Raw genomic sequence first — 19,528 nt, 5'->3', positions numbered from 1 at the left:
CTTGTTTGCATCGTTGCGCGGTGCGGCATCGTGTTCATCGTTCTGCATGTCGTTTCTCCGAAGCGTGCTCGGTCGGATTCCGTCCCGTGCCGCGCGCGCGTCACGCTAACCGGCGCATAATCGCAGAAAATGCGATGCGGGTGCAGTGCACGCCATCTCGGCGAGCCAGGAGGACACCATGCTGGTCAAGAACGAAGAGCGCGTCGAGCGCCTGCTCGACGATGTCGTCGAGTTCGCGCGGGGACGCTTGCCGCAAGAGACGTTCGCCGTCATCGAACCCTTCCTGCGCGGCTACTACGAACTGGTGGACGTCGAGGACATCCAGAGCCGCGACCTCGCCGATCTCTACGGCGCCGCGATGGCGCACTGGCAGACGGCGCAGAAGTTCGTCACGGGGCGCGAAGTGCTGCGCGTCTACAACCCGAATCTGGAGCAGCACGGCTGGCATTCGGACCACACGGTCGTCGAGATCGTCAACGACGACATGCCGTTCCTCGTCGATTCGGTCACGATGGAAATCAACCGCCTCGGCCTCTCGCTGCATTCGGCGATCCATCCGGTCTTTCGCGTGTGGCGCGGCAAGTCCGGGGCGATTGAGCGGATCGGTCCAGGCCACGCCGATGCAAGCGACAAAGAGGCGTCGTCGCTCGCATCCTTCATACATTTCGAAGTGGACCGCTGCGGCGAAGCGTCGAAGCTCGACGAACTGCGCGTGAACATCGCGCGCGTGCTCGGCGACGTGCGCGCGTCCGTGGAAGACTGGCCGAAGATCGTCGACGTGGCGCGCGCGACCATCGGCGAAATGAAGGCGCGCGATACGAGCCCGGACGGCATCGAGGCGCGCGCGTTCCTCGAATGGATGGTGGCCGATCACTTCACGTTCCTCGGCCATCGCGACTACGAACTCGTGACGCAGGACGGCGCGTTCGCGCTGCGCGGGCTGCCCGGCTCGGGCGCCGGCATTCTGCGCGAGACGCTGCGCCCGCCCTCCGCCGACGACGTCACGCCGCTGCCGCCCGCAGCGGCGTCGATCGTCGAAGGCGCGTCGCCGATCTTTCTGACCAAGGCCAATTCGCGAGCGACGGTGCATCGTCCGGGCTATCTCGACTACGTCGGCGTGAAGCGTACTGGGCCCGACGGCCGTGTGATCGGCGAGCGGCGCTTCCTCGGTCTCTATACCTCGACCGCGTATCTCGTGCCGACATCCGAGATTCCGATCGTGCGCCGCAAGTGCGCGAACATCGTGCGGCGCGCGGGTTTCCTCGCGAAGGGACATCTGCACAAGTCGCTCATCACGGTGCTCGAACAGTATCCGCGCGACGAACTCTTTCAGGCCGACGAAGACGTGCTCTTCGACATCGCGCTCGGCGTGCTGCGCCTTCAGGAGCATCAGCGCACGCGGCTCTTCGTGCGGCGCGACCGCTTCGACCGCTTCGTCTCATGCCTCGTCTTCGTGCCGCGCGACAAGTTCAACACCGACTTGCGGCGGCGCATCTCGAAGGTGCTGATGGAAGCGTTCAACGGCAAGAGCATCGAGTTCACGCCGCTTTTGTCGGAGTCGCCGCTGGCGCGGATTCATATCGTCGTGCGCGCGGCGAAGGGCGGCATGCCGGAAGTCGACACGCGCGAACTCGAAGCGCGCGTCGTGCAGGTGGCGCGCCGCTGGCAGGACGATCTCGCCGATGCGCTCATCGACAGTCACGGCGAAGAAGCAGGCAACCGCCTGCTGCAACGTTACGCGGATTCGTTTCCCGCCGGCTATCGCGAAGACTATCCGGCGCGCACCGCCGTGCGCGACATCGAACTGATCGAAGAGACGCAGACGCGCGCGAGCGGCCTCGCGATGAGCCTGTATCGTCCGATCGAAGCGGGGCGGCGGGCGTTTCGCTTCAAGGTGTATCGCGTGGGCGAGCCGATCGCGCTGTCGCACAGCCTGCCAATGCTCGAACATCTCGGTGTGCGCGTCGACGAAGAGCGGCCTTACCGCATTGAGCCGACCGGCTCGCAGCACGCGTGGATCCACGACTTCGGCCTCGAACTCGCGGATGACGTGGAGTTCGACATCGATCTGGTGAAGGCGCTCTTCGAAAACGCGTTCGCGTGCGTGTGGACGGGCGAAGTGGAGAACGACGACTTCAACCGGCTCGTGCTGCGCGCGCAACTTGGCGCACGCGATGTCACGATCCTGCGCGCCTACGCGAAGTATCTACGGCAAGTGGGCTCGACCTTCAGCGACGCGTATATCGAGCGCGCGCTCACCGGCAATCCGGGCATCGCGCGCATGCTGCTCGAACTGTTCCTCGCGCGATTCGATCCGGCACTCGCGGATGGCGGCGCGCGTGAGACGCTCGTCGAGCGCATGCTGAAGGCGATCGAGGCGGCGCTCGACAAGGTGCCCAATCTCGACGAAGACCGCATCCTGCGCCAGTTCCTCGGCGTCATCAATGCGACCGTGCGCACCAATCATTTCCGCAAGGACGCGGACGGCCGGCCGCGTCCCTATCTGTCGTTCAAGCTCGATCCGTCGAAGGTGCCGGGCCTGCCCGAGCCTAAACCGATGTTCGAGATCTGGGTCTATGCGCCGCGCGTCGAGGGCGTGCATCTGCGCGGCGGGCGCGTCGCGCGCGGCGGGCTGCGCTGGTCGGATCGCCGCGAGGACTTCCGCACGGAAGTGCTCGGCCTCATGAAGGCGCAGATGGTGAAGAACGCGGTGATCGTGCCGGTGGGATCGAAGGGTGGCTTCGTCGTGAAGAATCCTCCGCCCGCGAGCGATCGCGAGGCGTTCATGCAGGAAGGCATCGCGTGCTATCAGATGTTCCTGCGCGGCCTGCTCGACGTCACCGACAATCGCGTGGCAGGCGAGATCGAACCGCCGCCGGATGTCGTGCGTCACGATCCGGACGATCCCTATCTCGTCGTCGCCGCCGACAAGGGCACGGCCACGTTCTCCGACTACGCGAACGCGATCGCGCGCGAATACGGCTTCTGGCTCGACGATGCGTTCGCGTCCGGCGGCTCGGTCGGCTACGACCACAAGAAGATGGGCATCACCGCGCGCGGCGCGTGGGAATCGGTCAAGCGGCATTTCCGCGAGATGGGCGTCGATACGCAGACGACCGACTTCAGCGTGGTCGGTGTGGGCGACATGTCGGGCGACGTGTTCGGCAACGGCATGCTGCTCTCACGTCATATCCGGCTCGTTGCCGCGTTCGATCACCGGCACATCTTCCTCGATCCGCATCCCGACACCGAAGCGAGTTTCAGGGAGCGCGAGCGGCTCTTCGCGCTGCCGCGTTCGAGCTGGGCCGACTACGATGCATCGTTGATTTCGGCGGGCGGCGGCGTGTATCCGCGCACCGCGAAAACCATCGCGATTTCCGCCGAGGTGCAGGCGATGCTCGGCATCACGGCGGCGACGCTCGCGCCGAACGAACTGATCCGCGCGATCCTGCTTGCCGATGTCGATCTGCTTTACAACGGCGGCGTCGGCACCTATGTGAAGTCGGCGCGCGAGACGCATGCGCAGGTCGGCGACCGCGCGAACGAAGCGGTCCGCGTGAACGGCGCCGAGTTGCGCTGCAAGGTCGTGGGCGAAGGCGGCAATCTGGGCTTCACGCAACTCGGACGCATCGAGTTCGCGCAGCACGGCGGGCGCATCAACACCGATGCGATCGACAACTCGGCAGGTGTAGATTGTTCGGACCACGAAGTGAATATAAAGATCCTGCTCGGACTCGTGGTGGCCGACGGCGAGATGACCGAGAAGCAGCGCAACAAGCTCCTCGCCGAGATGACCGACGAAGTGGGCCTGCTAGTGCTGAAGGACAACTACTCGCAGACGCAGGCGCTCTCGATCGCGAAGCGTTACGTGACCGAGATGCTCGATGCCGAGGCGCGCCTGATGCGCTCGCTCGAACGCGCGGGGCGGCTCAAGCGCAAGATCGAATTTCTGCCTTCCGACGACGAGATCGCCGAGCGGCAGGCGGCGAAGCAAGGGCTAACGTCGCCGGAACGGGCGGTGCTGCTCGCCTACAGCAAGATGTGGCTGTACGACGAACTGCTCGACTCCGACGTGCCCGAAGATGCGCTCGTCGCCGACATGCTGCTCGACTATTTTCCGCAGGCGCTGCAGCAGCGCTATAGCGAACCGATGCAGCGACATCCGCTCAGACGCGAAATTCTGGCGACGCATCTGACCAATGCGTTCGTCAATCGCGTGGGATGCACCTTCGTGCAGCGTCTGATGGAAGAGACCGACGCGTGTCCGAGCGACATCGTGCGCGCGGCGCTGATGGTGCGCGATGTCTTCGACCTCAACGATTTGTGGAAACGCATCGACCTGCTCGACAACGTCGTCGCCGATGAAGTGCAGGCGCGCATGTTCGTCGAAGTGGTGCGGCTGCTCGAAGGCACGACGCTCTGGTTCCTGCGGCGTCTGAAGGAGCGCACGGGCGACGGCTCCGTGCTGCTCGCGCGCTGCCGCGAAGCGGCGGCGCGGCTTGCGCCGCAGTTGCCGGCGCTTCTGCCGACGGCTGATCTGGAGTCGTGGTATGCACGCAGGCGCGAGTTGGAAGACGCGGGCGTGGAAAGCGGGCTCGCGGCGCGGGTCGCGAGCGGCGACATCTCGACGGCGGTGCTGGACAGCGCCGAAGTCGCGGCAAACTGCGATCGTCCGCTGGAAGTCGTCGCGAGCGTGTACTTCGCGATCGGCACGCTGCTCGACTACGGCTGGATCGCCGAGCGGGCGATGGCGCTACCCACGGCCACGCACTGGGACTTGCTCGCGCGCGCGGCCGCGCTGGAAGAACTCGCGCGGCTCAAGCGCGCGCTCACCATGAGCGCGCTCGAAGCGTCGCGCGGAATCGATTCGCCCGATGTGATCGTCGATAGCTGGCGTGCGAAGCGTGCGGATGCGCTCGAACGCTATGCGCGGCTCCTCACCGAACTGCGCGCGGCAGGCGGCGCGAGCCTTTCGATGCTGCTCGTCGTGGTGCGCGAGATGGCGGTGCTCGAACGCGCCTGAACGGCGCGTTCTGCGGCGCCGCGCTGACTCAGCGGCGCTTCTTTCTTGCCGGTTTCGGCGGCGTGAACGCGGCCGTCCAGAAATCGGCGATCTGCTTGTTTCCCCTTCTGACGGCCGTCGACGCCTGCCGCTTCGCGGCGGCGCTCGCATGTCCGCGCGCGGACCCGGCCGCGGCATTCGCGCCACTCAGCCACATGCTCATCAACGGGTTCTTCTTGGTCCACGGATTCTTCATGACGATGCTCGCAAGTTGGCAACGCCTGTGACGACGCTGGAATGGAAGTGAAAGGGGCAAGGTGCGCGGTTTGCTTTGCTGTCGCTGCAGCGCATTCGATCAGACACCTTACGCACGGGCCGTGCCTGCGCCTTGGTTGCGCAGCCGGCAACATGGCCTACGCGCTCGATTTGCAGAGCGCGGCGCGTGCCGACGCGCCGGCCATCGCGGTGACGCAAGGCGTGTTCGGGTCGGCGTGCTCGCTGATCTCCACCGGCTCGATCACGAGCGGTATCCGGCAACTGGATCACCGGCAGCCTGGATCGCCGAGCGACGGCTCCGTGGCGACGAGCGATGCAGGCTGCCGCTTCGCGGACCTGCACGCGAAGGCGGCCGCGCTGGGCTTTCCGGTTGCATCCTGAGTATCCGAGGCGTCGCGTGCAACGAACGCGCGCTTGATTGCGTCGAGCGAAACGTCCGATAGATGCAAGTGTCATGCTCGCATCTACCGGGCCGCTTCGACCGAAAGGCACGGTTTACAAAGCCTTATACGCCGCCTACCATTCGTTGACCCCCTCACGTTTCATCGCTCACTGTGGCGCTTTGCGAATACCGCTGCACGGAAAAACAACGCATGTAAGCGCGGTGCATGACGACGCAGTCGTTCCAGCGATACCCTGAACGTCGACTCGCCTTGCTTCCGGTTGTCCCTTGAGTCTTCCAGTACCGGCTCGCGCGATGCGGGCTCAACGACAGGAGCACGGGGCCATGACCATCGTTCACGCCGCTGCATTCAGCGAGGCCATGCTGATCGCCGCGTTGATCGTGCAGCGCGTCCTGCGCGGGCGCACCGCCCTCGCGGCGCCGCCGGCTGCGTCGGCCGTCGTCCATGCGGGCGAGGCCGCCGCGTTGTCCGGCCGGCCGCGCGCATCGCACACGGCGCTGTGGCAGGAATTCCTGCGCGACCGATGGCAGCCGGTGCGCCGGCGCATCGCCATGTTGCCCGTCGGCCGCATGCGCAGGACGCCCAAGCGCATGAATCCGGAGCCGCTCGACGCGCAGTGTCGCGACTCGCTCGAATGCCTGCCGCTCGCGGCGCTCATCGTCGACGAAGAGGGTCGGATCGAACTCGTCAATTCGGTGGCGGAGAAGCTTTTCGGCTACGCGCGCGCCGAGATGATCGGCGCGGCGGCGGAATGGCTCGTGCCTGGCTTTCTCAACGATGCTCACGCGAGCGTGCCTGCACGCGACGACGCGCCCCTCATGCAGCACCACTTCGCGCGGCGCAAGGACGGCACGCAGTTTCTTGTCGAGGTTGCGCGCAATCCGGTGCCGTCGATGAACACGCGCTTCACGTGCGCGCTCGTGATCGATCGCACCGATCGATACGAGCTTCAGCGCAACCGGCAGGAACTTGCGCATCTCACGCGCGTGTGCGCACTCGGCGAACTTACGGCGTCGCTCGCGCACGAACTGAATCAGCCGCTTACCGCGATCCTGAGCAACGCGCAGGCGGCACAGCGTTTCATGACGCGCGAACCCATCGACCTCGACGAAGTGCGCGAGATCCTGAGCGATCTCGTCGAGGACAACAATCGTGCGAGCGGCATTCTGCGCCGCATCCGCGCGCTCGTGAAAAAGGGCGAAGTCGAACTCGCGCCGCTCAATCTCGCGAGCGTGATCGGCGACGTGGCGTTGCTCGTCCACAGCGATGCGATCGTGCGATCGATGCGCGTGACGCTCGACGTCGATGCGTCCCTGCCACCCGTGCGCGGCGACAAGGTGCAGTTGCAGCAAGTCATGCTCAACCTGCTGCTCAACGCATTCGATGCCATGGCCCATTGCGCGCCGAGCGAGCGGGAAGTGGTCGTGTCGGCGATTCCGGATGGCACGGACAGCGTGCACGTCGCGGTGCGGGATCGCGGAGCGGGCTTGTCCGCCGACGACCGCGACCGTATCTTCAAGCCGTTCTATACGTCCAAGCGCGACGGCCTCGGTCTCGGACTGTCGATTAGCCGCTCCATCCTCGACATGCACGGCGGCCGCATCTGGGCCGAGAGCAACGACGCGCGCGGCGCGACCATCCATTTCACGTTGCCGGCCGCAGTCGAGCCGCGCGACGCATCGTGGCGGCCCGCATCATGATCGAGCTGGAGCCCGTCGTATTCGTCGTCGACGACGACGACGCCGTGCGCCGTGCGCTCTGCCGCCTGATCGGCTCGGCGGGCTATGCCGTGCAGGGCTTCGCATGCGCAAGCGAGTTTCTCGCATTCGAGATCGCGTCCGGTCGCCCGGCATGTCTTGTCCTTGACGTGCGGCTGCCGGACTTCAGCGGCCTCGAATTACAGCAAAGGCTCAACCGCGCGGGCGCGGCGTTGCCCATCGTGTTCATCACGGGTCACGGCGACATTCCGATGACCGTCACCGCGATGAAGGCCGGTGCCGCCGACTTTCTGGAGAAGCCGGTGAGCGAGCACGACCTGCTTCGGGCGATCGACGTCGCCTTAGCGCGCTCGCGAGAAGCGCTAAGCGATAGCGTCGAGATCGACGCGATCCGGCTGCGTCTGACGAAACTCACGCCGCGCGAGCGGGAAGTGTTCGCGCTGGTGGTAAAGGGGCGCCTCAATAAACAGGTGGCGTCCGAACTCGGCACGGTCGAAAAAACCATCAAGGTCCACCGCGCACGCGTGATGGAGAAGATGGGCGCGCACTCGCTTGCCGAACTCGTGCGCATTTCCGACAAGGCGGGCGACCTCTCCATTCGCTCGATACAAGCTTCGACGGACTAAACGCGACGAAGCTGGATTCAGCATCGCATTGAAGCACTTAATTGGCGATCCTTAATGCGCTATCGCTCATAGCAGGGGCGAATGTCCGATCGATGCTAGATGTGATGCGCGCTCGCGCTTGACCAAGCCTTTACATCCGCGCGACGCAATCCTTAAATGAGCTTGGGCAAACGATTGCCCGTCTTCGGCTCATAACGCTCCAGTCTCTTCCAATCATCCATAACATGAGACAGGTGATCCGCACCGGCGGTGCATGCGGCTGTGCGCGCGCGTCCGTCATCGCGCAATTCTTGAAGTATGCAGTGAGGTAAAGCCATGGTTAGTCTGACAAGCGAAGCAATCGACACTCTCAAATCCCAACTGCGCGGCGCCGTGCTGACGCCGTCCGATCCCGGCTACGACGCAGCGCGCACGGTCTGGAACGCGACCATCGACCGGCGTCCGGCGATCATCGTGCGTTGCGCGGGCTCGGCCGATGTCATCGCCGCCGTTGGATTCGCACGCGACAACGGCATCGTGCTCTCGATCCGCGGCGGCGCGCATAACATCGCCGGCAGCGCTGTCTGCGACGATGGCGTGATGCTCGATCTCTCAGCGATGAAGTCGGTGCGCGTGGACCCCGAAGCGAAGCGCGCGTATGTGGAACCCGGCGCGACGCTCGGCGACCTCGACGGCGAAGCGCAGGCGTTCGGTCTCGCCACGCCGCTCGGCATCAACTCGACGACGGGCGTCGCAGGACTCACGCTCGGCGGCGGCTTTGGCTGGATCAGCCGCAAGTTCGGAACGGCGGTCGACAATCTCGTCGCGGCCGAGATCGTGACCGCGGACGGCAAGTGGCATCGCGTGACGGCCGAGCAGGACGCCGATCTCTTCTGGGCGATTCGCGGCGGCGGCGGCAACTTCGGCGTGGTCACGCTGTTCGAGTATCGCCTGCATCCGGTGGGTCCGCAGATCTATGGCGGCCTCGTCGTGTATCCGCTCGAACAGGCGAACGAAGTGCTGCCGAAGTATCGCGACTTCGTCGCCGCGATGCCCGACGAGCTGACCGTATGGGCCGTGATGCGCCTCGCGCCACCGCTGCCTTTCCTGCCCGAAGACGTGCACGGCAAGCCGATCATCGTGCTGGCTTCGTGTTATGTCGGTCCGCTCGAAAGCGGTGCGGAGGCCGTCGAGCCGCTGCGTCACTTCGGTACGCCCTACGGCGAACATCTTGGCGCGATGCCGTTCACCGCGTGGCAAAAGGGCTTCGATCCGTTGATGACATCAGGCGCGCGCAACTACTGGAAGTCGCACAACTTCGCCGCGATGGACGACGACGTGCTAGCGTCGCTTGCGAAATATACGGGCGATCTGCCGTCGCCGCATTGCGAGATCTTCATCGGCGCGATGGGTGGCGAGACGAATCGCGTGCCGGTGAACGCGACGGCCTATGCGAACCGCGATTCGCTTTACACGGTGAACATCCACTCGCGCTGGACCGACGCTGCCGAGGACGCGACCTGCATCGGCTGGGCGCGCAACGTGTTCGACGCCCTCACGCCGCATGCGATCGGCAGTGTGTACGTTAACTTCCTGACGGGCGACGAAGGGGATCGCGTGAAGGCGGCATACGGACCGAACTACGCGCGGCTTACGGACGTAAAGAGCCGGTACGATCCGCATAACCTGTTTTGCACCAACCAGAACATCAAGCCGGCGGCCTGAAACGCGCTTGCATCGATGTGAAAACGGGCCAGCGTGAACGCTGGCCCGTTTCGTTTGCCGTGGCGCCATTGCCGCGCATCAGGGCCGTCCCAGATGCCGCTCGACGCCCCGCGAGTCGACCTTGGAGATGTCGTGGTTCACTTCCTCGTAGACGAGCTTGCGCGTTTCGCTGCTCAGATGTTCGCGCAAGAGGCCCAGAAACCTGGGTTCCACGGCAAGGCGCAAACGATCGAATCGATGCTGCAAGCGCGCCTGTTCCAGATGACTCGCGACATTCCTCGCGAACTTCTCGCGATCCTTGTCGCTGAGTTCGGTCGAGCGGGCAACGGGGTTCGTGAGGTCTTCAATTTCCTGAAGGTCGAGCTTGAGTCCATGCGTCTCGAAGATCCGGGCGCGGCAGCCGTCGGCTGCAAGAACCCAGGTGATTGTGGTCATGTGCTCCTCCTGTTGCCCTTAGCGAAAGCGCAGGCAATCGTCATTCTCGCTCAGATTTACATACGGATGCTCATCGATTAACTTTATCCGTCATCCGAAGTAAATGGCTAAAGAATTTGAAATCTGAATGCGCTGACGCATGCAATCAAATGACAGTTTTTCTCAGCGAAAAAAGCTTGCATTTCTCGCGGAAAAAACTAACTTGATTAAACAAAAGCGATGCAAGCGCGGCGGAGGAGACCATGCCGGCGACACGGATGATGATTGCGCGGCGAGCCGGCGTCAGTGTGGCGACGGTCGATCGTGTGCTGCGCGACGATCAGGCCGTGCGGCCCGAGACGGCCGAGCGCGTGCACGTGGCGCTCGCCAATCTTCGCGACGAACGCGCGAGCCGCGGACGTCCTCCCAAGCCGAGCACGTTTCGCGTGGCCTTCGTGCTGCCGCAGGTCAACTCGCGTTTCCTCGATCACGTCGAGCGCGACATCGCGTTGTCCGCCAGCTTCTTTCGCGAGCATCGCGTCACGCCTTCGTTCTACCGCTGCGACTTCGCGAGCCAGCGCGAGACCGTTGCGTTCGCCGAGAAAGCACGCGACTACGACGCCCTCGTGCTCGCGCCGCTCGATTACCCGTGGGTGGAGCGCATGATCGAGGAACTCGCCGAAGCCGACGTGCCCGTGGTCACCGTCTTTTCCGATCTTCCCGGCAGCAGTCGCGCCGCGTATGTGGGCGTGGACAACCGCATCGCGGGACGCACCGCGGGCCTCCTGATGGGCCGCTTTCTTGGCAGCCGCATCGGCACGGTCGCGGTGGTGTCGGGATCGTCGCGGCTTCACGATCAACTCGAACGGCGCACCGGCTTTTCGCAGGTGCTCGAAGAAGATTTTCGCAATCTGCGCTGGATCGCCGAACCCGACTTCGCCGAAGACAGCGACGGCGCGGGCCTCGCGACCGCCGGGCTGCTCGCGCGGCATGAAGACCTCGCGGGCATCTATGCGACGGGCGGCGGCATCTCGGGCATCGCGTCGGCGTTGCAGGAGGCGGGCGACAAGGCGCGCGTCGTCGTGATCGGCCACGGCCTCTCGCCCGAGACGCGAGCGCAACTCGCCGAGCGTGCGATCGACGTGATCCTCGATCAGGACGTGCGCGGCATCGTGCATTGGGCGGGCATCGCGGCCGTCAACTTTCTGAACGACGTGCGGGGCGCGCTCGCGATCCCGACGCCGGATACCCGGATTTATCTTCGTGAGAATGCGCATGCCTAACGATCGCGAAACGGATCGCGAGACGGATCGCGACACGCGGACCGGCGGCTGACCCCGCAAGTGCCGAAGCACGGCGCCCGGCGCATGGGCGTCGACCGTCATCAGGATGGAGACCGCAAGCAAGAAGGAGAAGACACATGTTACGGCTTACACCACGAAGGATGGCCGCCGCTCTCGCGTTGTCGCTGGGGCTTTGCATGGCGGGCGGCGCGCAGGCGCAGGGCAAGCAGCTGACGCTCTGCTGGGCGGCATGGGACCCGGCGAATGCGCTCGTCGAATTATCGAAGGACTTCACGGCGAAGAGCGGCATACAGATGAAGTTCGAGTTCGTTCCGTGGACGAGCTACGCGGACCGCTTTCTCAACGAACTCAACTCGAAGGGCAAGCTGTGCGATCTCATCATCGGTGACAGCCAGTGGATCGGCGGCGCGGCGGTCAATGGGCACTACGTCAAGCTCAACGACTTCTTCGCAAAGAACAAGATCTCGATGGACGACTTCATGCCGGCGACGGTCGTCGGTTACGCGGAGTGGCCGAAGAACACGCCGAACTACTGGGCGTTGCCTGCCATGGCCGACGCGGTCGGCTGGACTTATCGCAAGGACTGGTTTGCGCGGCCCGAGTTGCGCGCGGAGTTCAAGCAGAAGTACAAGCGCGAACTCGAACCGCCGCAGACATGGGATGAACTCAAGCAGACCGCCGAGTTTTTTCAGGGCCGCAAGATCGACGGCAAGACCGTGTACGGCGCGTATATCTTCACCGAGCGCGGATCGGAAGGCATCACGATGGGTGTGACCAACGCGCTCTACAGCTTCGGCTTCGAGTATCAGGACCCGAAGAAGCCGTATCACCTCGAAGGCTTCGTGAATTCGCCGGATGCGGTGAAGGGACTGGAGTTCTATAAATCGCTCTACAAGTGCTGCACGGCGCCCGGCATGACGAACGCGTACATGCAGGAAGGGCTCGATGCGTTCAAGTCGGGTCAGGTGGCGATGCAGATGAACTGGTTCGCGTTCTTTCCCGGCCTGTACAAGGACCCGAATGTCGGCGGCGACAAGATCGGCTTCTTCGTCAATCCGCGCGAGAAGAAGCAGTTCACGCAACTCGGCGGACAGGGCATCTCGGTCGTGTCGTACTCGGATCACAAGGACGACGCGCTCGAATACATCAAGTGGTTCGCCCAGGCCGACGTGCAGAAGAAGTGGTGGCAATTGGGCGGCTATTCGGCGGCGAAGTCGGTCGTGCAGGACCCGAGCTTTCCGGGCAGCGCTCCGTTCGCGCCGGCCTTCCTGAAGTCGATGGAGATCGTCAAGGACTTCTGGGCCGATCCGACGTATGCGGAGCTTTTGCTCGACATGCAAAAGCGCGTGCACGACTACGTGGTCGCGGACAAGGGCACGGCGAAGGAAGCGCTGGATCTGCTCGTCAAGGACTGGAACAAGGTGTTCAAGCAGGCGGGCAAGAACTGAGGTTTGGCAACATGACGGCGGCTCGCAGGAGCCGCCGCTCGATGAGAAGGAGACGCGCATGCAGGCAGACAGGCCTTTCGTCACGCAGGAAGTCGACGCGACGCAGTCGCGCCGCGCACTCAGCAAGCTGCGCGGGCTTTCGGACCGCACGATCGCGTGGCTCTTCATTCTTCCGACGATCCTGCTGCTTCTGGCGATCAACATCTTTCCGCTGATCTGGGCGCTGCGGCTGTCGTTCACGAACTTCAAGTCGAACATGCCGAGCGTGGCGCCGCGCTTCGTCGGCATCGACAACTACGTGGACATCCTGACCGACGAAGACATCTGGTACGCGATGCAGGTCACCGCGCGCTTCGTGTTCTGGTCGGTGGGACTTGAAGTGCTGCTCGGCTTCGGTCTCGCGCTTCTGATCAACCGGCAGTTTCGCGGTCACAGCTTCTGGACCACGCTGATCCTCTTGCCGATGATGCTGTCGCCCGCGGTCGTCGGCAACTTCTGGACCTTTCTGCTGCAACCGCAGACGGGTCTTTTCAACGACATCGTGAGCTTTCTCACCGGCATCCCGCCCGGTTCGTTCCAGATGATCGGCGACGTGCCGCTAGCGCCGTGGACCATCGTCATGGTCGATGCCTGGATGTGGACGCCTTACGTGATGCTGATCTGCCTCGCGGGACTGCGCTCCATTCCCGACTACATCTACGAAGCGGCGGAAGTGGATCGCGCGAGCCCGTGGCGCCAGTTCTGGTCGATTACGCTGCCGATGACGCTGCCGTTCCTGATGCTCGCGGTGCTTTTTCGCGGCATCGAGAACTTCAAGATGTTCGACATGGTGAACCTGCTGACATCGGGCGGCCCGGGATCGGTGACGGAGACCGTATCGATCACGCTGAAGCGCGCCGCGTTCGAGAAATGGCAAACGGGTTATTCGTCGGCGCTCGCGATCATTCTCTTCGTGACGGTGTTCGGCGCGGCGAACATCTATATCAAGGCTCTCAACCGGATCAAACAGCGATGAGACCGTCTGGCAACGCCTATTCCGTGGTGGCCGCATCGGCGGGCGGCAAGCGCTTCGCGGCGATCGTCGTGATCGCCTACGCGCTCGTGACGACGCTGCCGATCGCGTGGATCTTCATGACGAGCTTCAAGACGCAAGAGGACGCGATCGCGTATCCGCCGGTGTTCGTGTTTCATCCGTCGCTCGAAGGCTATGTGAATCTCTTTACGATCCGCTCGCGGCAGACGCCCGAGTTCATCGCAAGCCTGCCGCCCGCGACGACCTGGTACGAACGCGACGTGAGAAAGCGCAGCATGGTGATCGCGGGACCATCGAAGGTCTTGCCGCGCTTCATGAACTCACTTGTGATCGGTTTCGGCTCGACGTTTCTCGCCGTGTTTCTCGGCACGCTCGCGGCGTATGCGTTCTCGCGCTTCAAGGTGCCGCTCGCGGACGACCTGCTGTTCTTCATCCTCGCGACGCGCATGATGCCGCCGATCGCCGTGGCGATCCCGATCTACCTGATGTATCGCGCGCTCGGCCTGAGCGACAGCTATGTCGGCATGATCGTGCTCTATACGGCGGTGAACGTCTCGCTGGCGGTCTGGCTGCTCAAGGGCTTCATGGACGAGATCCCGCGCGAGTACGAAGAGGCTGCGCTCGTCGATGGCTACACGCGGCTGCATGCGTTCGTGAAAGTGGTGTTGCCGCAGGCGATCACGGGCATCGCGGCGACCGCGATCTTTTGCCTGATCTTCGCGTGGAACGAGTACGCGTTCGCTTCGTTGCTCACGAGCGGCGATGCGCAGACGATGCCGCCGTTCATCCCGTTCATCATCGGCGAGGGCGGTCAGGACTGGCCGGCGGTCGCGGCGGCGACGACGCTCTTCGTGCTGCCGATCCTCTTCTTCACCGTCGTGCTGCGTAAGCACCTATTGCGCGGCATCACTTTCGGAGCGGTACGCAAATGAAACGCGACCTGACACTGCCGCGCGTGAACCTGCTAAGGCGCGGACCGGGCGAAGCGCTTTCGACCATTCTGATCGGCGCGGGCGTCGCGATGCTCGTGCAGCCGTTCTCGCTTGCGCTCTTCACGTGGTCGTTTCCCGTGATCCTCGTTGGCGCGTTCGCGTTTCTCGTCACCAGCCATTTCCCGGACTGACTCATGTCGCAGATCGTTCTCGTCAACCTGCACAAGCGCTTCGGCGATTTCACCGCCGTGCGCGGCACCGATCTGACGGTCGGCGCGGGGCGCTTCGTCGTGCTGCTCGGACCGTCGGGTTGCGGCAAGACGACGACACTGCGCATGATCGCGGGGCTGGAGTTGCCGACCTCCGGCCAGATCCTGATCGACGGCGAGGACGTCACCGCGTTGCGCGCGCGGCAACGCGACATCGCGTTCGTGTTCCAGATGTTCGCGCTCTATCCGCACATGACGGTGCGCGAGAACATCGCGTTTCCGCTGAAGAACGAGCATGTGCCGCGCCGCGATATTGCGACGCGCGTGGATGCCGCCGCGCGCATGCTGCGCATCGAGCAGTTGATGGATCGCAAGACGGGCGGCCTGTCGGGCGGCGACCGGCAGCGCGTCGCGCTTGGCCGCGCGATCGTGCGTCAGCCGAAGGCGTTCCTGATGGACGAGCCGCTTGGCACGCTCGATGCCGACTTCCGCGAACTGATGTGCCTCGAATTGCGCAAGCTGCACAACGCGCTCTCGGCGACGACCGTCTACGTGACGCACGACCAGAGCGAAGCGATGGCGATGGCCGACGATCTCGTCGTGATGAACCAGGGCGAGGTGTTGCAAGCAGGGCCGCCCCACGAGATCTATCACTATCCGGCGACGGTGTTTGTCGGCAACTTCATTGGCAGTCCGCCGATGAATTTTTTGCCGGTGGACGGCGCCGTGCAGGCAGGCGACGAAGCCGTGCGTCTGCACGACGCGGCGGTTGCCGTGCCGCGTTGCGATGCCACGGCCGAGCGCGTGCTGCTCGGCATCCGGCCGGAGCATGTGATAATCGACGATGCGGGGCCGCTGCGCGGCAAGGTGATCGCCGATGAATATCTCGGCTCGCATCAGGTGCTCGTCATCGAGACCGCTGCGGGCGTCGTGCGCGCGCGCACGAGCAAGGACGCGAGGCTTGCGGCGGGGTCGCCTGTCGGGTTGTCGATGCGCCGCGACCGCACGCTGCTCTATGATGCGGCGAGCGGCCGATTGCTTCCGGGAGCCGGTCATGGCTGAGATAGCGTTGCGCAACGTCTCGAAGCGCTTCGGCGCGATCGTCGCGGTCGACGATCTCTCGCTCGACGTGAAGGACGGCGAATTCGTCGTGATCCTCGGTCCGAGCGGTGCGGGCAAGACGACTACGCTGCGTCTGATCGCGGGCCTCGAAGGCCCCGATGCGGGCGACGTGCTGATCGACGGCGAGATTTCGACCGGCGTGCATCCGTCCGAGCGCGATGTCGCGTTCATCTTCCAGCAGTATTCGCTGTATCCGCATCTGAGCGTCTTCGACAACCTCGCGTTTCCGCTGCGCTCGCCGCGCCGTCGCACGAGCGAGAGCGAAGTGCGCGCGCGCGTGCAGAAGGTCGCCGGGATGCTGCACATGGAGACGAAGCTCGCCAACATGGCGACGCATCTCTCGGGCGGCGAGATGCAGCGCGTCGCGATCGGGCGCGCGCTCGTGCGCGAGCCGCGCGCGTTCCTGATGGACGAGCCGCTCTCGTCGCTCGATGCCAAGCTGCGCGAGGAACTGCGCATCGAACTCAAGCGGCTGCACCGGCAGATCGGCGCGACCATCGTCTATGTGACCCACGATCAGGTTGAAGCGACGACGCTCGCGGACCGCATCGGCATTCTCGAACACGGGCGTCTCGTGCAGATCGGCACGCCGCGCGAAGTCTATGGCGATCCCGAATGCCTGTCCGCCGCGCGGCGTCTCGGCTCGCCGCCGATCAACCTGCTGCCGCGCGCGTTCTTCGATGCGTCCTCGCTGCCGGCCGATGCGTCCGTCGTCGCGATTCGTCCGGAGGATATCGTGCTCGAAGCAGCCGACAAACCGAACGCGCTCGAATTGAAGGTGCTCGAATATTCGCCGCTGCGGCATCTGCTGATTCTCGATCGCAACGGCACGCCGGTCGTCGCGACGACCTCGATGGAGCGCAACTTCAGGCCGGGACAGACGGTAGGCATCACGTTGCCCGCGCCGAGCCTTTTATATTTTCGCGCCGACGGCAGGAGGATCCGGACATGAACGGCAAGACGGTCATGACATGCATCGAGGCCGCGCACGCAGCGCTCGTGGCGAACACCGACGAGATCGCGCAACTCGACCAGCAGATCGGCGACGGCGATCACATCTTCAACCTGCTGCGCGGCATGGAAGCGCTCGTCACGGCGCGCGCGCAGATCGAGGCCGCCGCGTTCGGGCCCGCGCTCGACCTGGCCGCGATGAAGATCCTCTCGACGGTGGGCGGCTCGTCGGGTCCCTTGTTCTTTTCGTTGCTGAACGGCATGGGAAAGGCATCCGCGAACGAATCGCTCGACGTCGATGCCTTGGCGCGCATCTTCGCCGCCGGCGTCGATGCGGTCGGACAGCGCGGCAAGACGGGCGAGGGCAGCAAGACGATGATGGACGTGCTGATCCCGGTTGCCCGGCGTTTCGAGGAACTGGCTGCGGTGGGCGCGTCCGCTGGCGACGTGCTCGCCGCGTTGCCGCAAACCGCCGAAACGTCGATGCTCGCCACGCGCGACATGCTGGCGACCAAGGGGCGCGCGTCATTTCTCGGCGAACGTTCGCGCGGCCATATCGATCCCGGCGCGCGGTCCAGTCAGCTCATGATCGCGGCGGTGTGCGCGCGGCTTGCCCAATCCAGTTGAAGAGGAGTGGAGACATGAAGAAGTTCATCAATCACGTCGACGACTTTCTCACGGAAAGCCTCGCCGGCTTCGCGGCCGCCCATGCGGATCTGGTCGTGCTCAACGAAGACCCCGTGTTCGTGCGGCGGCGTGAGCCGAAGCCCGGCAAGGTCGCGCTGATCTCCGGCGGCGGCTCGGGACACGAGCCGCTGCATAGCGGCTTCGTCGGCTACGGGATGCTCGACGCGGCGTGTCCGGGGCAGGTCTTCACCTCGCCGACGCCCGACCAGATGATGGCTGCCGCGAAGGCCGTCGATATGGGCGCGGGCGTGCTGTTCATCGTGAAGAACTATTCCGGCGATGTGATGAACTTCGAAATGGCGTCGGAGATGTGCGAGGTCGAGAACGCGATGGTGCTCATCAACGACGATGTCGCCGTCGAGAATTCGAGCTATACGACGGGGCGTCGCGGTGTCGCGGGCACGGTGATCGTCGAGAAGCTGGTGGGCAGCATGGCGGAGAGCGGTGCGAGTCTCGAACAGTGCAAGACCTTCGGGGACCGCATCAACAAGCGCACGGCATCGATGGGCGTCGCGTTCACGAGTTGCACGGTGCCGGCGGCGGGCACGCGCACATTCAAGATCGGCGACGATGAAATCGAGGTGGGCGTGGGCATTCATGGCGAGCCCGGGCGGCGACGCGCGCCGATGGCCTCCGCCGATGCGATCGCGGGCGAGTTGCTCACCGCCATCGTCGACGATCTCGCACCGCAAGCCGGCGCGCAGTTGCTCGTGCTCGTGAATGGGCTCGGCGGGACGCCGCTTGGCGAGCTTTATCTGCTGTTCAACTCGGCGCGTCTTTGGTTGCAGCAGCGCGACCTGCACGTGGCGCGGGTGCTGGTCGGGCCGCTCACGACATCGCTGGAGATGGCGGGCGCGTCGATCACGCTATGCGTGCTCGATGACGAAATGACCGCGCACTGGGATAGCCCTGTGTATGCACCAGGGCTGCGGTGGGGAATGTAGACGCTTACGTGTCGCTCCACATGCGCAGCAGGTTGTGATAGCAGCCGACGAGCGTGCGGCGTGCCTGATCATCGGCGGGAAGACGCTGAATGGCCGAGTCCATGTCGAAGAGCAGTGTGCGACGCGCGTCGTCGCGCACGAGGCTCTGCACCCAGAAGAAGCTCGACACGCGCGCGCCGCGCGTCACGGCGCGCACCTGATGCAGACTCGTCGCCGGATAGACGACTGCGTGTCCGGCGGGTAGCTTCACTTCCTGCACGCCGTAGGTGTCCTCGATGACGAGCTCGCCGCCTTCATAGTCTTCCGGCCGCGAGAGGAACAGCGTGATCGACACGTCGGTGCGAACGCGCGCGCCATGTCCGGGCACGATGCGAATCGCGCCATCGACGTGACTGCCGAAATGCATGCCGCCTTCATAGCGGTTGAAGAGCGGCGGATAGACGCGATTCGGCAGCGCCGCGCTGATGAACAGCGGATTCTGTTCGAGCGCGCCGATGATGACGTCGCCCATCTCGCGCGCGATCGGCGAGTTCTCCGCGATCTGCTGGTTCTGCTTGACGGGCGCGCTTTGATAGCCCGAGGTCACGCGCCCGTCGACCCAGGAGTCGGCGGCGGCTTCGAGCCGGGCGCGCATCGCGGCGGCGTTCTCGGGGCTGAGTACGTTGGGGATGCAGACAATCATGATCCGGTTCTACGTGCGTAAAGGCCGCCCGCTTCCAGCAGAAGCGGGCGGCGTGGGTGAATCGTCGTCTCA

General features: G+C 64.4%; 17 protein-coding genes. 14 read left to right on the top strand and 3 right to left on the bottom strand.

All coding sequences use genetic code 11. The features are described from left to right. Nucleotides 1–178: 178 nt before the first annotated feature. Nucleotides 179–5,023: an NAD-glutamate dehydrogenase gene (locus QCE48_RS26285; RefSeq protein ID WP_309783344.1), complete on the top strand. Its 4,845-nt coding sequence runs from the start codon at nt 179–181 to the stop codon at nt 5,021–5,023. 28 nt (nt 5,024–5,051) lie between these two features. Here the strand turns inward: QCE48_RS26285 and QCE48_RS26280 are convergent, their stop codons facing one another. Then, nucleotides 5,052–5,258, bottom strand: coding sequence for a hypothetical protein (locus tag QCE48_RS26280; RefSeq protein ID WP_309783343.1), 207 nt, complete (start codon nt 5,256–5,258; stop codon nt 5,052–5,054). 152 nt (nt 5,259–5,410) lie between these two features. Between QCE48_RS26280 and QCE48_RS26275 the strand changes: the two genes are divergently transcribed. The 4 genes from QCE48_RS26275 to QCE48_RS26260 all read left to right on the top strand — a co-directional run bounded on the left by QCE48_RS26275 (nt 5,411) and on the right by QCE48_RS26260 (nt 9,730). Further along, entirely contained in the window at nt 5,411–5,659 is a 249-nt protein-coding gene (locus QCE48_RS26275; protein WP_309783342.1) for a hypothetical protein, read from the top strand. 346 nt (nt 5,660–6,005) lie between these two features. Beyond that, complete coding sequence (locus QCE48_RS26270) at nt 6,006–7,382, top strand: ATP-binding protein (protein WP_309783340.1); 1,377 nt, start codon at nt 6,006–6,008, stop codon at nt 7,380–7,382. Continuing rightward, nucleotides 7,379–8,026 (top strand): response regulator, encoded by a 648-nt coding sequence (locus QCE48_RS26265; RefSeq protein WP_309783338.1) that lies wholly within the window; start codon nt 7,379–7,381, stop codon nt 8,024–8,026. Before QCE48_RS26270 ends, QCE48_RS26265 begins: the two co-directional genes overlap by 4 nt. A 315-nt stretch (nt 8,027–8,341) precedes the next feature. Then, nucleotides 8,342–9,730 carry an FAD-binding oxidoreductase gene (locus QCE48_RS26260; protein ID WP_309783336.1) on the top strand — a complete coding sequence of 463 codons (1,389 nt, stop codon included), beginning with the start codon at nt 8,342–8,344 and terminating at the stop codon, nt 9,728–9,730. 78 nt (nt 9,731–9,808) lie between these two features. Here the strand turns inward: QCE48_RS26260 and QCE48_RS26255 are convergent, their stop codons facing one another. Next, the gene (locus QCE48_RS26255) at nt 9,809–10,165 is read right to left on the bottom strand and encodes a host attachment protein (RefSeq protein ID WP_309783334.1); all 357 of its coding nucleotides are present in this window, start codon (nt 10,163–10,165) and stop codon (nt 9,809–9,811) included. Between the two features lie 242 nt (nt 10,166–10,407). Here QCE48_RS26255 and QCE48_RS26250 point away from each other — a divergent pair, with 242 nt between their 5' ends. The 9 genes from QCE48_RS26250 (at nt 10,408) to dhaK (ending at nt 18,774) form a co-directional block, all read left to right on the top strand. Then, nucleotides 10,408–11,427: a LacI family DNA-binding transcriptional regulator gene (locus QCE48_RS26250; protein ID WP_309783333.1), complete on the top strand. Its 1,020-nt coding sequence runs from the start codon at nt 10,408–10,410 to the stop codon at nt 11,425–11,427. 137 nt (nt 11,428–11,564) lie between these two features. Beyond that, nucleotides 11,565–12,896, top strand: a complete 1,332-nt coding sequence (locus tag QCE48_RS26245) for an extracellular solute-binding protein (RefSeq protein ID WP_309783331.1) — start codon at nt 11,565–11,567, stop codon at nt 12,894–12,896. Between the two features lie 58 nt (nt 12,897–12,954). Beyond that, entirely contained in the window at nt 12,955–13,911 is a 957-nt protein-coding gene (locus QCE48_RS26240; RefSeq protein WP_309783330.1) for a sugar ABC transporter permease, read from the top strand. Then, nucleotides 13,908–14,861, top strand: coding sequence for a carbohydrate ABC transporter permease (locus QCE48_RS26235; protein WP_309783328.1), 954 nt, complete (start codon nt 13,908–13,910; stop codon nt 14,859–14,861). The genes QCE48_RS26240 and QCE48_RS26235 overlap by 4 nt, the downstream gene beginning before the upstream one ends. Further along, on the top strand, nt 14,858–15,052 hold the full coding sequence (locus QCE48_RS26230; protein WP_309783327.1) for a hypothetical protein: 195 nt from the start codon (nt 14,858–14,860) through the stop codon (nt 15,050–15,052). The genes QCE48_RS26235 and QCE48_RS26230 overlap by 4 nt, the downstream gene beginning before the upstream one ends. Before the next feature lie 3 nt (nt 15,053–15,055). Further along, nucleotides 15,056–16,132 (top strand): ABC transporter ATP-binding protein, encoded by a 1,077-nt coding sequence (locus QCE48_RS26225; protein ID WP_309783326.1) that lies wholly within the window; start codon nt 15,056–15,058, stop codon nt 16,130–16,132. Then, nucleotides 16,125–17,144, top strand: coding sequence for an ABC transporter ATP-binding protein (locus QCE48_RS26220; RefSeq protein WP_309783325.1), 1,020 nt, complete (start codon nt 16,125–16,127; stop codon nt 17,142–17,144). The genes QCE48_RS26225 and QCE48_RS26220 overlap by 8 nt, the downstream gene beginning before the upstream one ends. Beyond that, the gene (gene dhaL / locus QCE48_RS26215) at nt 17,141–17,770 is read left to right on the top strand and encodes a dihydroxyacetone kinase subunit DhaL (protein ID WP_309783324.1); all 630 of its coding nucleotides are present in this window, start codon (nt 17,141–17,143) and stop codon (nt 17,768–17,770) included. Before QCE48_RS26220 ends, dhaL begins: the two co-directional genes overlap by 4 nt. A gap of 14 nt (nt 17,771–17,784) precedes the next feature. Continuing rightward, the gene (gene dhaK / locus QCE48_RS26210; RefSeq protein WP_309783323.1) at nt 17,785–18,774 is read left to right on the top strand and encodes a dihydroxyacetone kinase subunit DhaK; all 990 of its coding nucleotides are present in this window, start codon (nt 17,785–17,787) and stop codon (nt 18,772–18,774) included. A gap of 4 nt (nt 18,775–18,778) precedes the next feature. On the opposite strand, the gene QCE48_RS26205 is transcribed toward dhaK, so the two are convergent. Further along, nucleotides 18,779–19,456 carry a Fe2+-dependent dioxygenase gene (locus QCE48_RS26205; RefSeq protein WP_309783322.1) on the bottom strand — a complete coding sequence of 226 codons (678 nt, stop codon included), beginning with the start codon at nt 19,454–19,456 and terminating at the stop codon, nt 18,779–18,781. Nucleotides 19,457–19,528 lie beyond the last annotated feature (72 nt).

Origin of the sequence: Caballeronia sp. LZ024, from assembly GCF_031451455.1 — a bacterium.
Classification (GTDB): Bacteria; Pseudomonadota; Gammaproteobacteria; order Burkholderiales; family Burkholderiaceae; genus Caballeronia; species Caballeronia telluris.
The sequence above is the reverse complement of the archived record's forward strand: the minus strand, read 5'-3'. Positions and strand labels throughout refer to the sequence as shown.